We start from the raw sequence: 12,545 nt of genomic DNA on the forward strand, positions 1-12,545 counted from the left end.
TTTCGATGCCGTAAAGCCCGCCATTATCCGTGACCTCCTCCCCAACCGCATCCGTCGGCCCGTTCCGGCTGGCGCATTTGTCTGACCCGCATCTGGCATTCGAGCCGCGCTTGACGCTGCGCCAGCGCTTCAGCAAACGCCAGCTCAGCGCCCTAAGCTGGTGGCGCAGCCGCCATCGCTCGCAGCAGGCCGACTTGCTCGACCGCTTGATCGCCGACGCGCGCCCGTTTCAGCCTGAGCATTGGGCCATTACCGGCGACATCGTCAACTTCTCGCTGCCCGGTGAGTTCACCCAAGCCGCTCGTTGGCTCGACGCGCTCGACGCCCGCGACCGCGTCAGCATCGTGCCCGGCAATCACGATGCGCTGGTTGCGATGCCGGTGGACCAAGGCTGGCTTCATTGGCAGCCCTGGGTTGCCGGCGACGACGGACATCCGGCGTGGCCGTATTGGCGCCAGCGCGGCGATGTGGCGCTGATCGGCGTCAGTTCGGCGCTGCCGACGGCGCCGCTGCTGGCCAGCGGCCGCATCGGCACGGCGCAGTTGCAGCGGCTGGCGGCGCTGCTGGACGAGCTCGGCCGGCGCGGCTTGTGCCGCGTGCTGATGATCCATCACCCACCCGCTGCCGGCGCGATCTCGCGCCGCAAGGCGCTCGCCGACGCCGCCGAGTTGCGCGCGCTGCTGGCCCGGCACGGTGCCGAGCTGGTGATTCACGGCCACGCGCGCGATGCACGGCTCGATGCGATCAGCGGCCCGGCCGGGCCGATTCCGGTGCTCGGCCTGCCGTCAGCATCGGCGCTGCCCAGTTCCCGCGACGGCGGCTCGCGCTGGCAGTTGCTGGAACTGGAGCCGGCTGCCGCCGGCGGCTGGCGCTTGCGCCAGCGCGTGCGGATGTGGGACATCGGCCGGCAAGGCTTTGTCTCGGCCGGCGATTTCGTGTTTGCGTTGCCGCGTCAGATCGGCGGCTAAACTTCGCTGCCGCCTCCATCGCCGCTGCCGACATGCCCAATGCCACTGCCATCAAGTTCGGATACCCGCAGACGCTGATCGCCGAACACGGGCCCTGGCTGGTGCTGCTGCGGCCCAAGGCGCCGACGCTGGGCGCGCTGACCATCGTCCATCGCAGCGATGCACGCGCGTTCGGCAGCTTGCCGGCCGACGACTTCACCGCGTTGCAGCCGGTGGTCGCGCGCGCCGAGCGTGTGCTGCAGCAGCGGGTCGGCTTCGACCGGATCAATCACCTGATGCTGATGATGGTCGACCCGGACGTGCATTTTCATGTGCTGCCGCGCTATGCCGAGCCGCGCGAGTTTCACGGCAGCCGCTTCGTCGATGCCGGATGGCCAGGACCGCCGGCGCTGGATCAAGTCATCACGCTCGACGCCGCGCAGCGCGATGCGCTGATGGCCGAGTTGCGCGCGCTGTGGCAGGCCGCCGAATGAGGCTGCGCGCCACCCGATGATTGCGGCGCTGACCGGACGTCTCGAAGCGTATCTGCTGCGGCTGCTGCTGCCGCCGCTGGCGCTGTCGCTGGGCGTGGTGCTGATCGCACTGGTGCTGGAGCGTCTGCTGCGCTTGTTCGACCTGGTCGCCGCGAGCGGCTCGGGGCTTGAACCGGTGCTGGTGATGGTCGCCAATCTGGTGCCGCATTACCTGGGCCTGGCGCTGCCGGCCGCGTTTTTTGCCAGCATTTTCTCGGTCGTCGCCAAGCTCGGCGAAGACAACGAGCTCGATGCGATGCTCGCAGCCGGCCGCTCGATCGCGGAGTTGACGCGGCCGTTTCTCGGCGTGGCGCTGCTGCTGTCGCTGTTCGCGCTGTACCTCTTCGGCTTTCTGCAGCCCGAGAGCCGCTACCGCTACCGCGAAAATCTGTATGAGGCCTTGCATAGCGGCTGGAATGCGCGCGTGCAGGAAAACGTGTTCGCCGATGCCGGTCGCGGCTTCGTGCTGACGGCCGACAAAGTCGATGGCACCGGCCGGCAGATGACGCGGGTGTTCATCCGCCGTGACGCGAACGGTGTCGACGAAGTGACCACCGCCACCACCGGCGAGCTGATGCCGACGGCCGACGGCAAGCTGCTGCTCAAGCTCGGTCCTGGCCGCATCGTTCGTGATGCAGGCGTCGACGGCATCGAAGACATCGCGTTCGACAGCGGCGTGGCCAACGAACAGTTCGATGCGGGCGCGCCGCCGTTTCGCGTGCGCGGCGACAGCGAGCGTGAGCTGACGATCACCGAGTTGTGGGCGGCGATGCATCAGCCGTCGCCACCGCAGCCTTATGCCGAGTTGGCGGGCGAGTTCCATGGCCGCTTGGTGCGCAGTCTGAGCTTGCCGTTGCTGCCGCTGCTGGCGTTTCCGCTGGGTATGGCGGCCAAGCGTGGCCGACGTGCACCGGGCGTCGTCATCGCCTGCTTGATGCTGCTGTTTCTGCACCACGGGGTTCAGCTGGGCGAGAGCTTGGCCGAGACCGGCAAGGTCGGCGCGATCCCGGCGGTATGGACACCGTTCGCGATGTTCTCGGCGGTGAGCCTGTGGCTGTTCCGCGGCAGCTTGCGCAGCCCTGGCGACAATCCGGTGGCACGACTGGTTGGCGTCGTCGAAACCTTGATCGGCGGTATTCAGCTGCGTCGCCGCAAGCCGGCACCAGCCGGAGTATCGACATGATGCGCGGGCCGCTGGCGGCCTACCTGCGGCGTCTGCTGCTGTCGCGGACGATCGGCGTGCTGGTGGCGCTGACGGCGCTGCTGCAGTTGCTGGAAATGCTCGACGTGACCACCGACATCCTCAAGCGGCACCTGGGCCTTGCCGGCGTGCTGCGCTACACGATGCTGCGTCTGCCGACCGAGTTGGTGCTGTCGCTGCCGTTGGCGATGCTGGTCGGCAGCTTGTTCACGTTCTACACGCTGGCCCGTCATCACGAATACGTTGCGGTACGCGCTGCCGGCATCCGGCTGAGATCGGTGGTTGGCGCGATGCTGCCGGTGGCCGTGTTGTTTGCGCTGCTGCAGTTCGCGATCGCCGACCGCATCGTGCCGCGCAGCGAAGCGGCGCTCGCCGCGTGGTGGCAGTCGACCGCGCCGCCAGCCAAAGATCCTGATCGCAAGCAGGATCGGCAGCTGTCGTGGTTCCGTACCGATGACGGCTTGGTGTCGGTGAAACAGGCCAGCCGCGACGGTCGCCATCTGGACGGTGTGACGATCTACCGACGCGATGCCGATGGGCGTTTCACCGGACGCATCAGCGCCGATGCGCTTGACTGGCAGGATCGCGCCTGGAGCTTGAGCCGGATGGACAGCATCAGCTTGGGCGACGGCACGCTGCAGCGCGAACAGCAGGCACAGGCGCCGTGGCGATCCAATCTGCAGCCGTCCGACTTGCGCCGTCTGGATTCGCCAAGCCTGCCGATGTCGAGTGCCACGCTGCTCGACGTGCTGACCGGCGCGCGCGTCGGCGACCGGCCGCTGAGTTGGTATCGCACCGCGCTGTACCGTAGTTATGCCGCGCCGCTGCTGCTGGTGCTGATGCTGCTGCTGGCGTTGCCGTCGACCCAGGCGGTACAACGCGGCGGCCACGGCGGCGGTGCCTTGCTGCTGGCACTCGGCGCCGGCCTGGGCATGACGCTGGTCAGTGGCTTGCTCGGGTCGCTGGGGCAGGGCGGTCGCCTGCCGGCCGCTGTGGCCGCCGGCCTGCCGCTGCTGCTGTTCGGTGCGCTGGGCTTGGCTTGGCTGTATCGCTACGACCGTCTCTAGCGCGCTGCGGCGCGTTTCCCGTTACCTCTTTCCAGGCTCCCCATGCTGCAGATCGAAGCCGTCCAGACGTCCGCGCAGATGAAGCGCTTCATTCGCGTACCCGCTCGCGTGCAAGCGGGCGATCCGCAATTCATCGCGCCGCTGGAGCTCGAACGCGCCGAAGCGTTTTCGCCCCGGCATAACCCGTACTTTGCGCATGCGAAAACCCAGTTCTGGATCGCCACGCGCGACGGCCGCGATGTCGGCCGTATCAGCGCGCAGATCGACGAGCTGGCGCCGACGTACCAGCAGGAACAGGCCGGCCATTTCGGCCTGATCTGCGGCGAGGACGACGCCGTCGTGTTCGCCTCGCTGTTCGCCACCGCCGAGGCCTGGCTGCGCGAACGCGGCTGCCGCAAGCTGCTCGGCCCGTTCAATTTGTCGATCAACGAGGAAACCGGCTTGCTGGTCAGCGGCTTCGAGACGCCGCCGATGTTGCTGATGGGGCACGACGCGCGCTACGCCGGCGCACGCATCGAAGCGCTGGGCTATCGCAAGATCCGCGACTTGTACGCGTACATCTACGACATCACGCAGCCGGTGCCGCCGCTGCTGCAGCGCTGGGTCGATCGCGATCAGCAGCGCTTCACCGTGCGGCCGATGAACATGCGCCGCTATCGCGACGACATCGAGATCATCACCGACATCTTCAACGACGCCTGGAGCGGTAACTGGGGGTTCGTGCCGTATACGCCTGCCGAAGTCGATCACTTGGCCAAGGCGCTCAAGCCGCTGCTTGATCCACAGCTGGTTCCGATCGCCGAACTCGATGGCAAGCCGGTCGGCTTCGGTGTGACCTTGCCCGACTTGAACGAGGCGATCCGCGGCTTCAACGGCAAACTGCTGCCGTTCAATTGGGCGCGCTTGCTGTGGCGGCTCAAAGTCAGTGGCGTCAGCGGCGGGCGCGTGCCGTTGATGGGCGTGCGCCGCAGCACCGCGACGACGCTGGGCTCGGCCGTGATTCCATTTCTGCTGGTCGAGGCGATGCGCAAGCGCGCATTGGAGCGCGGCTTCCGCCAGATCGAGATGTCGTGGATCCTCGAAGACAACAAACCGATGCGCAAGATGATCGAAACCGTGGGCGGACGCATCTACAAGACCTACCGCTTGTACGAGAAGCCGCTGTGAGCCTGACGGCTGTCGTGCTGGCCGGCTCGCGCGGGCCGGATGATCCGCTGGCGGTCTACGCGGGTGTTCGTCACAAGGCGCTGATCGACATCGCCGGCACGCCGATGCTCGAACGCGTCGTGTCCGCGCTGGCCGCGGTCGAGGCGATCGGGCGGATCGTCGTCGTCATCGAGATTCCGCAGGCGCTGCGTGAATCGACCTCGCTGCGCGCCGCTGCCGGCGCCTGCGAGTTGCAGGTCGTCGATGCGGCCGGCAGCCCGAGCGCCAGCGTGATGCTGGCCTTGCAGCAGTTCGACACCCCGCTGCTGGTGACCACGGCCGATCACGCGCTGCTCGAACCTGAGTGGGTACGCTACTTCCTCGACGCCGCGCAGCGCGCTCCGGCGGACGTGTGCGCGGCGCTGGCCGGTAGCGACGCGGTTCTGGCCGCATTGCCGACGACGCGCCGGACCTGGCTGCGCTTTCGCGAGGGCCGCTACTCCGGCTGCAACCTTTTTTATTTCGCGACTCCCGCTGCCGCTGGTGTGGCCCGGGTGTGGCGCGCGTTCGAAGCCGAACGCAAGCAGCCGCTGAAGATGGTGTCGCGCCTCGGCTGGGGTACGGCGCTGCGCTATCTGCTGGGGTGGCTCGGTCGGCAGCAGGCGCTGTCACGGCTCGGACGCATGGCCGGCGCACGCTTGGCGATCGTCGATATGCCGTTTGGCTTGGCTGCCGTCGATGTCGACAAGCCGTCCGATCTGGATCTAGTGCGCGGGCTGCTCGCGGCGCGCGCTGGCTGCTGACGCTGGCCTGAAATCAGCGCCGCTTCGGGCTGCTGAACTCGACGCGGACTCACAACGGCGAGCAGAGGCCGAAGCGATGGAACGGGTCGCGTCGTGATGGCGCTTCAAGCGATCAGCGGCCCGACGACGATGCCGGATTACGTTAGGCGCGTCGCGGCACCGCTGCGCGGAAGGGCTGTTGCGGTTGGACCTTCGTGCCGGTGCCAGCGCGGGCAGATGCCCGTTGTCAGGCCCCAGCGGCCGGGCGTACCGGCACCTGAGGTAGCCAACGCGCCGCCCAGGCAGCAGTGATCGTGCGGGCTCGGGCCACATCGGGATGAAAGTCGACTTCGCCCCATTGCAGGCCTTCGATCGATTCGATCTGCACGTCAACGCCGGCCTGTGCCAGCGCGTTGATCGCCGACAGGTACCAGAGCTTGACGCCATCGGCGGTGCGCATCACCTGCTCGATCTGCTCGATGAAACGAGCGGCGCCTTCGGGTGAAAAACGCAGAAAGCCGATTGACTCGGCGTCGACGCTTTCGGCATCGAGCGTCTTGCCGATCGCCGTCAGCCGGCGGCCCGTCGCGCAGACCTTCATGTCGTCGGCGTCGTATTGCGATTTACGGTCGACCGTGACCGTGATCGCCGATGCCGGCGCCTCGATCAGCTGGCGGACGATCGACGGCTCGACCAGCGTGTCGCCGTTGAGCACCAGGCAGGGACCCGCCATTTCCTGGCGCACCAGCCAGCACGTCGCCAGGTTGTCGGCGACTTTGTAGAACGGGTTGAAGACGGTGCGCACCTTGAGGCCCACCGGCGTGCGGAGCGCCAACATCGTTTCGACTTGATCGGCGGCAAAGCCGGTCACGACGACGACTTCAGTCACGCCGCCGCAGTGCAGTGCTTCGAGTTGCCACTCCAGCAAGCTGCGCCCGGAAAAGTCGATCAGGCATTTGGGCTTGCTGACCGTTAGCGGGAGCAGGCGGCTGCCTTGGCCGGCACTGAGAACGATGGCCTTCATGTAGGGCGCGCGGACCACTGGGAAAGAGTGAGCATTATATTACGGTCCGGTGAACGAGCCGCCAGCATAATCCGGCAGGTCATATCAGACCGGAGCCTTCGGATGAACGCTGCAGAGACGCCGCGTCGTGGTCACTGTTCCGATTTTGAAGCCCCGGTCTACCGCAATCGATGGCGGTCACTAGCCCTAGCCCTGACCGGTTCGCTGCTGGCGCTCGTCCCGGCGGCGCCGACCGCCGGCGAGATTTATCGCTGCGCTCGGCAGGACGGCGGCGCGCCGCTTTATACCGACACGCGTTGTGACGCCCAGGCGCAGCCCGTGCCGTCGCGCACGCCGCCGACGATCGCAGCCAACCCGGCGCCAGACTTGGCGGCCCGCCATGATCAACGCCTGCAGCGCGAGCACGAACGTCGTCAGGCGCTGGATGCCCGCTGGCTCGCCGAGCACCATCGCGCCGCCGCGCTGGACCAGCGCATCCGGCAGGCGGTGGTCGAGGGTCGGGTCGTCGCTGGCATGAGTGCCGCGCAGGTGCGGCAAGCCTGGGGCGCGCCCGATCAGGTGATTCCGCAAGTCGGCGACGGTGCGCCGCGCGAGCGCTGGGTTTATCGTGGCGACCGAGACGGCACGGGCACGCGCAGTGTTCAGCTGGAAGGCAACCGTGTCGTTGGTTCGGGCCGCCGAGCGCCCGAAGCCCCGTCGACCCCACCCAGGACCACGCCGCCCCGATGAACGCCCCCGTTGTTGAGTCCGTCCAGTTTGGCGACATCTTGCGCGCCGCCGACACGCTGGCAGGGCAGGTGATCAACACGCCGTGCCGTCATTCGCGAGTGCTGTCGCGGATCACTGGCGCCGAGGTCTGGCTCAAGTTCGAGAACTTTCAGTTCACCGCCTCCTTCAAGGAGCGCGGCGCGCTGAACAAGCTGGCCAGCCTCAGCGAGGCCGAGCGTGCGGCCGGCGTCGCGGCGATGTCGGCCGGCAACCATGCGCAGGGTGTGGCCTATCACGCCACCCGGCTGGGTATCAAAAGCGTCATCGTGATGCCGGTCAACACGCCGTTCACCAAGGTCAAGAACACGCGCGAACTGGGCGGCGAAGTGATTCTGCACGGTGAGAATCTGGCCGAGTCGCAGGCCTTCCTCGAAGCCGAGCTGATCGGTCGCCGCGGCATGACGCTGGTCCATCCGTATGACGACGCCAAGATCATCGCCGGCCAGGGCACGGTCGCGCTGGAGATGCTGGCCACGGTGCCCGAGCTCGACACGCTGGTGGTCCCGATCGGCGGCGGCGGGCTGATTTCGGGCATGGCCATCGCCGCGCATGGCATCAAGCCCGAGTTGCGCGTGGTCGGCGTCGAATCGGCTGGTTACCCGTCGGCCTACGCCGCACTGCAGGGCGATCCTTCGTTGGTCAAGGGCGGCCAGACGATTGCCGAGGGCATCGCGGTGCGCAATATCGGCCAGCTGACGCTGGCGATCATCCGTGAGCAGGTCGCCGACCTGATGCGGGTCGACGAGGCGCCGATCGAGCGCGCGGTTGGGCTGTTGGCCACGATCGAAAAGGTGATCGCCGAGGGCGCTGGCGCCACCGGCCTGGCGGCGCTGCTCAGCGACCCGGCGCGCTTCGCCGGCCGCAAGGTGGGCCTGGTGATCTGCGGTGGCAACATCGATTCGCGGCTGCTGGCCTCGGTGCTGCTGCGGCAGCTGGTTCATGAATCGCGGCTGGTCAGCCTGACGATCGACATCGAGGACCGCCCTGGCTTCCTGGCGCGCGTCGCGGGGCGCGTCGGCGAAAGTGGCGGCAACATCGTTCAGGTCCATCACCAGCGCCTGCACGCCGGCACGCACGCCAAGAACGCAAGCCTCGAGCTGATGATCGAGGCGCAGGACCCGGTACACGTCGAGCAGATCATCGGCGACTTGCAGAATGCCGGTTTCGTCGTGCGTCGCGGCGTCGGTGGAGTCGAGTTCGACTGATGCCGCTGCCGCGCTGGACCTGCGCGGCCCCGCCCTTGAAAATGATCGACCCGCCCCGACTGCTGCGCCGTCCGGGAGCCATACGAGAGTCCGAATGCCGATTTACGAATATTTCTGCAATGCCTGCCAGACGCAGTCCGAGATCAACCACCGGATGTCCGATCCGCCGGCGACGATCTGCCCGGTGTGCGGCAAGCCCGAGCTGACCAAGCAGATTTCGGCGGCCGCCTTTCGCTTGAAGGGCGGCGGCTGGTACGAAACCGACTTCAAGACCGACGGTAAGAAGAACGTTGCCGGCGGCGATGGCGAGAGCGGTGGTGCGATCGCGCCGGTCGCCGGTGTTGCGGCAGGCGCCAGCAAGGCGGGCGCCACGCCGGCAGCCAAGACCGACGCTGCGCCGGCCTCCGCGCCTGCCCCCGCAGCGCCCGCCGCTGCCAGCCCGGCGCCGTCGTCGAGCGGCCCCAGCAGCACGACCTGACCCCGCAACGACCCGCGTCCCGCCGAACGCCGGGGCGCGGGACCGTTGCTCCGGCTTCGACCGCAGCCGGTTGTGCCCGTACAATGCCGGCCTCGCGGCGCCCCCGTCTGAATAAAACCCCTTAAAAATAATGATGCGTTCTCACTACTGCGGTCAGGTCACCGAAGCCCTGACGGGCGACACCGTCACCGTTTGCGGCTGGGTCCATCGCCGCCGCGATCACGGTGGCGTGATCTTCATCGACCTGCGCGACCGTGAGGGCATCCTGCAGTGCGTGTTCGACCCGGATGCGGCCGAGGCCTTCGCCCAGGCCGATCGCCTGCGGTCGGAGTACGTGGTCAAGATCACCGGCCGCGTCCGTCCGCGCCCGCAGGGCACCGAAAACGCCAATCTGTCCTCGGGCAAGGTCGAATTGCTAGGCAAGCAGATCGAGCTGCTGAACCGGTCCGAGACGCCGCCGTTCCAGATCGACGATGACAGCGTCGGCGAGGACACGCGACTGACGTATCGCTACATCGACCTGCGTCGTCCGGCCATGCAGAAGAATCTGCGCCTGCGCCACGACGTGATCCGCCGCATCCGCAACTTCATGGATGCCAACGGCTTCATCGACGTCGAAACGCCGATCCTGACCCGCGCCACGCCCGAAGGCGCCCGCGATTATCTGGTGCCGTCGCGCACCCACCCGGGCAGCTTCTTTGCGCTGCCGCAGTCGCCGCAGCTGTTCAAGCAGCTGCTGATGGTGTCGGGCCTGGACCGCTACTACCAGATCGCGCGTTGCTTCCGCGATGAAGATCTGCGCGCCGACCGTCAGCCCGAATTCACCCAGCTCGACGTCGAAACCAGCTTCATGACCATGTTCGAGATCATGGAAATGATCGAAAACATGGTGAAGATGATTTTCAGCGAGGTCATGAACGTCGACCTCGGCACGTTGCCGCACATGAGCTACGCCGAGGCAATGGGCCGCTACGGCTCCGACAAGCCCGATCTGCGCAATCCGCTGGAGCTGGTCGAGATCAAGGACCTGGTCGCGGACTCCGACTTCAAGGTGTTCGCCAACCCGGCCAAGGACCCGGCCTGCCGCGTCGCCGTGCTGCGCGTGCCCGGCGGCGGCGAGAAGCTCAGCCGCGGTCAGATCGACGGCTACACGCAGTTCGTCACCCAGTACGGTGCTCGCGGTCTGGCGTGGATCAAGGTCAACGACAAGGCCAAGGGTCGTGACGGCCTGCAGTCGCCGATCGTCAAGAATCTTTCAGACGCGGCACTGACCGGCATTTTGGAACGCACCGGCGCCGTCGATGGCGACATCCTGTTCTTCGGTGCTGACAAGTTCAAAGTGGTCTGCGACGCGCTGGGCGCGCTGCGCCTGAAAGTCGGCAACGACCTCGGCATCACCGCGGGCGGCTGGGCCGCGCTGTGGGTTGTCGACTGGCCGATGTTCGAGGCCGACGACGGCCGCTGGGTGTCGCTGCACCATCCGTTCACGGCGCCCAAGCAGTTCGATGCGCAGGAAGTCCGCAACAACCCCGGCACGATCCTCAGCCAGGGCTACGACATCGTGCTCAATGGCATCGAAATCGGCGGCGGCAGCGTCCGCATTCATCGCGCCGACGTGCAGCAGGCCGTGTTTGACCTGTTGGGCATCACGCCCGAGGAGCAGCAGGAGAAGTTCGGCTTCCTGCTCGAAGCGCTGTCCTACGGCGCGCCGCCGCACGGTGGTATCGCGCTGGGCCTGGACCGGCTGATCATGCTGATGTCGGGCGCGCAGTCGATCCGCGAAGTGATCGCGTTCCCGAAGACCCAGACCGCTCACGACCCGATGACGAAGGCGCCCGGTGGCGTCGATGCCCGCCAGTTGCGTGAACTGTCGATCCGTTCCACGGTCCAGCCCAAGAGCGCCACGCCCGGCGCCGTCTGAACCACACGCCTGCGGCTCGTCGCAGGCGCCTTGAGGATTTCGCAGAATGTCGATGATGAAACGCCGCGCGCTGACGCTGCTCGTTGGCCTGACGACCCTGTTGCTTGGCGCCTGTTCCGGCGTGGGTGACGGCAACTCGCTGCAGTCGCTGGTGCTGGTGTCGTCGGATGATGCCTCGCTGACGTTCGACGACCTGAAGACCGGCAACTTTGGCGGCGCCACCGTGTTCGAATGCGGAACCGGCGGGCTGACGCTGTTTGGCCTGTTTACGCGCGACGGCAGCTTCGGCAACTTCACCCCCCGCGCAACGTGGTCGTCATCGAACACCGCGGTGGCCACGGTCAGCAACGGCGATATCGTGTTTCCCGGTACGACCGACTCGTTCTATCCGGTCGGCACGGTGATCCCGGTGGCAGCCGGCAATGCGGTGATCACGGCGCGCTATCTTGATCTGAGCGCAACGATCGACGTGACGGTCAAGACGCCGCAGAACGTGGTACTCGAACCGGCAAGCTTGCGGATGGCGCCCAATTCCCAGGGCTTTTTCCGCGTCACGGCGCTGCTCGATGGCATCAAGCAGGACGTGACCGCCTTTGCTCAGACCGTGGCTTTCGCGACGCCGGACGATACGATCGCGACGGCGAGCTTTGATCTGACCGGTCCGGTGGTGCGAGCGCTGTCGCCCGGTGGTCCACTGACGCTGAACGTGACGCTTCCGATCTGCAACCGCACCTTGTCGTCGACGGTCAGCGTCGCGCCGGTGACGAGTTTGGTGATGCAGCATGAGCCGGGGTTCTCCGGCGACATCATCGTGCCGACCAACGAGCGCGTGAAGGTGCTCGCGGATTTCGGCGACGGGCCGGAACAGGATCTGACCACGCAATCGGCGTACACGGTCAACACGACGACGGATACCACCGCGACGACGCGGATCATCGCCAACCGCAACTTCATCACGGCGCTGACGGCCGGTGCTCCGGTCGAGGTGTCGGCAGCCTGCTGCGCATTCGACCGCAACGCCGACGGTGATATCACCGACGAGTTGGAAGCGGCCACATCGACCAGCAACAGCCTGAGCTTCACGCCGGTGGCCGCGACGCTGACCGCGTTCAACATCACGCCGACCGATGCGCGCGTCGAGCAGTTCAGCAGCCCGCAGTTCAACGTGACCGGCGTCTACGACGGCGGCGCGCGCACGCAGGACATCACCCGCTACGTGAGCTGGTTTGTGACCAACCCGGCCGTGTCGACGACGGTTGCTTCGCCGCTGCTGACCGTGATCAGCAGCGCCGGTTTCAGTGAAACCGCGGGCTTGGGTGTGTTCGCTGTGCCGCCGACGGTTGACCGCGTCACCGTCGATACGCCGCTGACGCTGCAGGCAACGCTGGCCTCGGCGGTGCAGCCGGCGACGGCCTTGCCGGCGCAGACCACGACGGTTGTCGTCACCCCGGCGCCAGCACCCTGATGCCGCGA

General features: G+C 66.9%; 12 protein-coding genes. 11 read left to right on the plus strand and 1 reads right to left on the minus strand.

What is annotated here, in order from left to right:
• Nucleotides 1–29: 29 nt before the first annotated feature.
• From BUB09_RS09725 to BUB09_RS09750, 6 genes are read left to right on the plus strand one after another with little or no spacing between them, the layout of a single operon-like run.
• Complete coding sequence (locus tag BUB09_RS09725) at nt 30–968, plus strand: metallophosphoesterase family protein (RefSeq protein WP_072897094.1); 939 nt, start codon at nt 30–32, stop codon at nt 966–968.
• Nucleotides 969–1,000: 32 nt separating this feature from the next.
• Nucleotides 1,001–1,441 (plus strand): HIT family protein, encoded by a 441-nt coding sequence (locus BUB09_RS09730; protein ID WP_072897096.1) that lies wholly within the window; start codon nt 1,001–1,003, stop codon nt 1,439–1,441.
• Nucleotides 1,442–1,457: 16 nt separating this feature from the next.
• Entirely contained in the window at nt 1,458–2,663 is a 1,206-nt protein-coding gene (locus tag BUB09_RS09735) for an LptF/LptG family permease (RefSeq protein ID WP_072897098.1), read from the plus strand.
• Complete coding sequence (locus BUB09_RS09740) at nt 2,660–3,748, plus strand: LptF/LptG family permease (RefSeq protein WP_072897100.1); 1,089 nt, start codon at nt 2,660–2,662, stop codon at nt 3,746–3,748. The genes BUB09_RS09735 and BUB09_RS09740 overlap by 4 nt, the downstream gene beginning before the upstream one ends.
• A 42-nt stretch (nt 3,749–3,790) precedes the next feature.
• Entirely contained in the window at nt 3,791–4,915 is a 1,125-nt protein-coding gene (locus tag BUB09_RS09745; RefSeq protein ID WP_072897102.1) for a GNAT family N-acetyltransferase, read from the plus strand.
• Nucleotides 4,912–5,697, plus strand: a complete 786-nt coding sequence (locus tag BUB09_RS09750; protein ID WP_072897103.1) for a nucleotidyltransferase family protein — start codon at nt 4,912–4,914, stop codon at nt 5,695–5,697. The genes BUB09_RS09745 and BUB09_RS09750 overlap by 4 nt, the downstream gene beginning before the upstream one ends.
• 226 nt (nt 5,698–5,923) lie before the next feature.
• Here BUB09_RS09750 and BUB09_RS09755 read toward each other — a convergent pair whose 3' ends face one another.
• Nucleotides 5,924–6,700, minus strand: coding sequence for a phosphocholine cytidylyltransferase family protein (locus tag BUB09_RS09755; RefSeq protein ID WP_072897106.1), 777 nt, complete (start codon nt 6,698–6,700; stop codon nt 5,924–5,926).
• A gap of 102 nt (nt 6,701–6,802) precedes the next feature.
• Between BUB09_RS09755 and BUB09_RS09760 the strand changes: the two genes are divergently transcribed.
• The 5 genes from BUB09_RS09760 to BUB09_RS09780 all read left to right on the plus strand — a co-directional run bounded on the left by BUB09_RS09760 (nt 6,803) and on the right by BUB09_RS09780 (nt 12,537).
• Entirely contained in the window at nt 6,803–7,429 is a 627-nt protein-coding gene (locus BUB09_RS09760; RefSeq protein WP_072897108.1) for a DUF4124 domain-containing protein, read from the plus strand.
• The gene (locus BUB09_RS09765; RefSeq protein ID WP_072897109.1) at nt 7,426–8,673 is read left to right on the plus strand and encodes a threonine ammonia-lyase; all 1,248 of its coding nucleotides are present in this window, start codon (nt 7,426–7,428) and stop codon (nt 8,671–8,673) included. Before BUB09_RS09760 ends, BUB09_RS09765 begins: the two co-directional genes overlap by 4 nt.
• A 94-nt stretch (nt 8,674–8,767) precedes the next feature.
• Entirely contained in the window at nt 8,768–9,151 is a 384-nt protein-coding gene (locus BUB09_RS09770) for an FmdB family zinc ribbon protein (protein WP_072897112.1), read from the plus strand.
• Between the two features lie 130 nt (nt 9,152–9,281).
• A complete protein-coding gene (gene aspS / locus BUB09_RS09775) occupies nt 9,282–11,072 on the plus strand; it encodes an aspartate--tRNA ligase (RefSeq protein WP_072897113.1) in 1,791 nt (596 codons plus the stop codon).
• Between the two features lie 46 nt (nt 11,073–11,118).
• Complete coding sequence (locus BUB09_RS09780; protein WP_072897115.1) at nt 11,119–12,537, plus strand: hypothetical protein; 1,419 nt, start codon at nt 11,119–11,121, stop codon at nt 12,535–12,537.
• Nucleotides 12,538–12,545 lie beyond the last annotated feature (8 nt).

The organism is Hydrocarboniphaga daqingensis (assembly GCF_900129825.1).
Lineage (GTDB): Bacteria > Pseudomonadota > Gammaproteobacteria > Nevskiales > Nevskiaceae > Hydrocarboniphaga > Hydrocarboniphaga daqingensis.

Excerpts from the sequence above, each read along its gene's own strand:
- aspS (WP_072897113.1), top strand. The coding sequence starts at position 9,282 with ATGATGCGTTCTCACTACTGCGGTCAGGTCACCGAAGCCCTGACGGGC.
- BUB09_RS09745 (WP_072897102.1), top strand. The coding sequence starts at position 3,791 with ATGCTGCAGATCGAAGCCGTCCAGACGTCCGCGCAGATGAAGCGCTTC.
- BUB09_RS09730 (WP_072897096.1), top strand. The coding sequence starts at position 1,001 with ATGCCCAATGCCACTGCCATCAAGTTCGGATACCCGCAGACGCTGATC.
- BUB09_RS09780 (WP_072897115.1), top strand. The coding sequence starts at position 11,119 with ATGTCGATGATGAAACGCCGCGCGCTGACGCTGCTCGTTGGCCTGACG.
- BUB09_RS09755 (WP_072897106.1), bottom strand. The coding sequence starts at position 6,700 with ATGAAGGCCATCGTTCTCAGTGCCGGCCAAGGCAGCCGCCTGCTCCCG.
- BUB09_RS09770 (WP_072897112.1), top strand. The coding sequence starts at position 8,768 with ATGCCGATTTACGAATATTTCTGCAATGCCTGCCAGACGCAGTCCGAG.
- BUB09_RS09765 (WP_072897109.1), top strand. The coding sequence starts at position 7,426 with ATGAACGCCCCCGTTGTTGAGTCCGTCCAGTTTGGCGACATCTTGCGC.
- BUB09_RS09735 (WP_072897098.1), top strand. The coding sequence starts at position 1,458 with ATGATTGCGGCGCTGACCGGACGTCTCGAAGCGTATCTGCTGCGGCTG.
- BUB09_RS09760 (WP_072897108.1), top strand. The coding sequence starts at position 6,803 with ATGAACGCTGCAGAGACGCCGCGTCGTGGTCACTGTTCCGATTTTGAA.
- BUB09_RS09740 (WP_072897100.1), top strand. The coding sequence starts at position 2,660 with ATGATGCGCGGGCCGCTGGCGGCCTACCTGCGGCGTCTGCTGCTGTCG.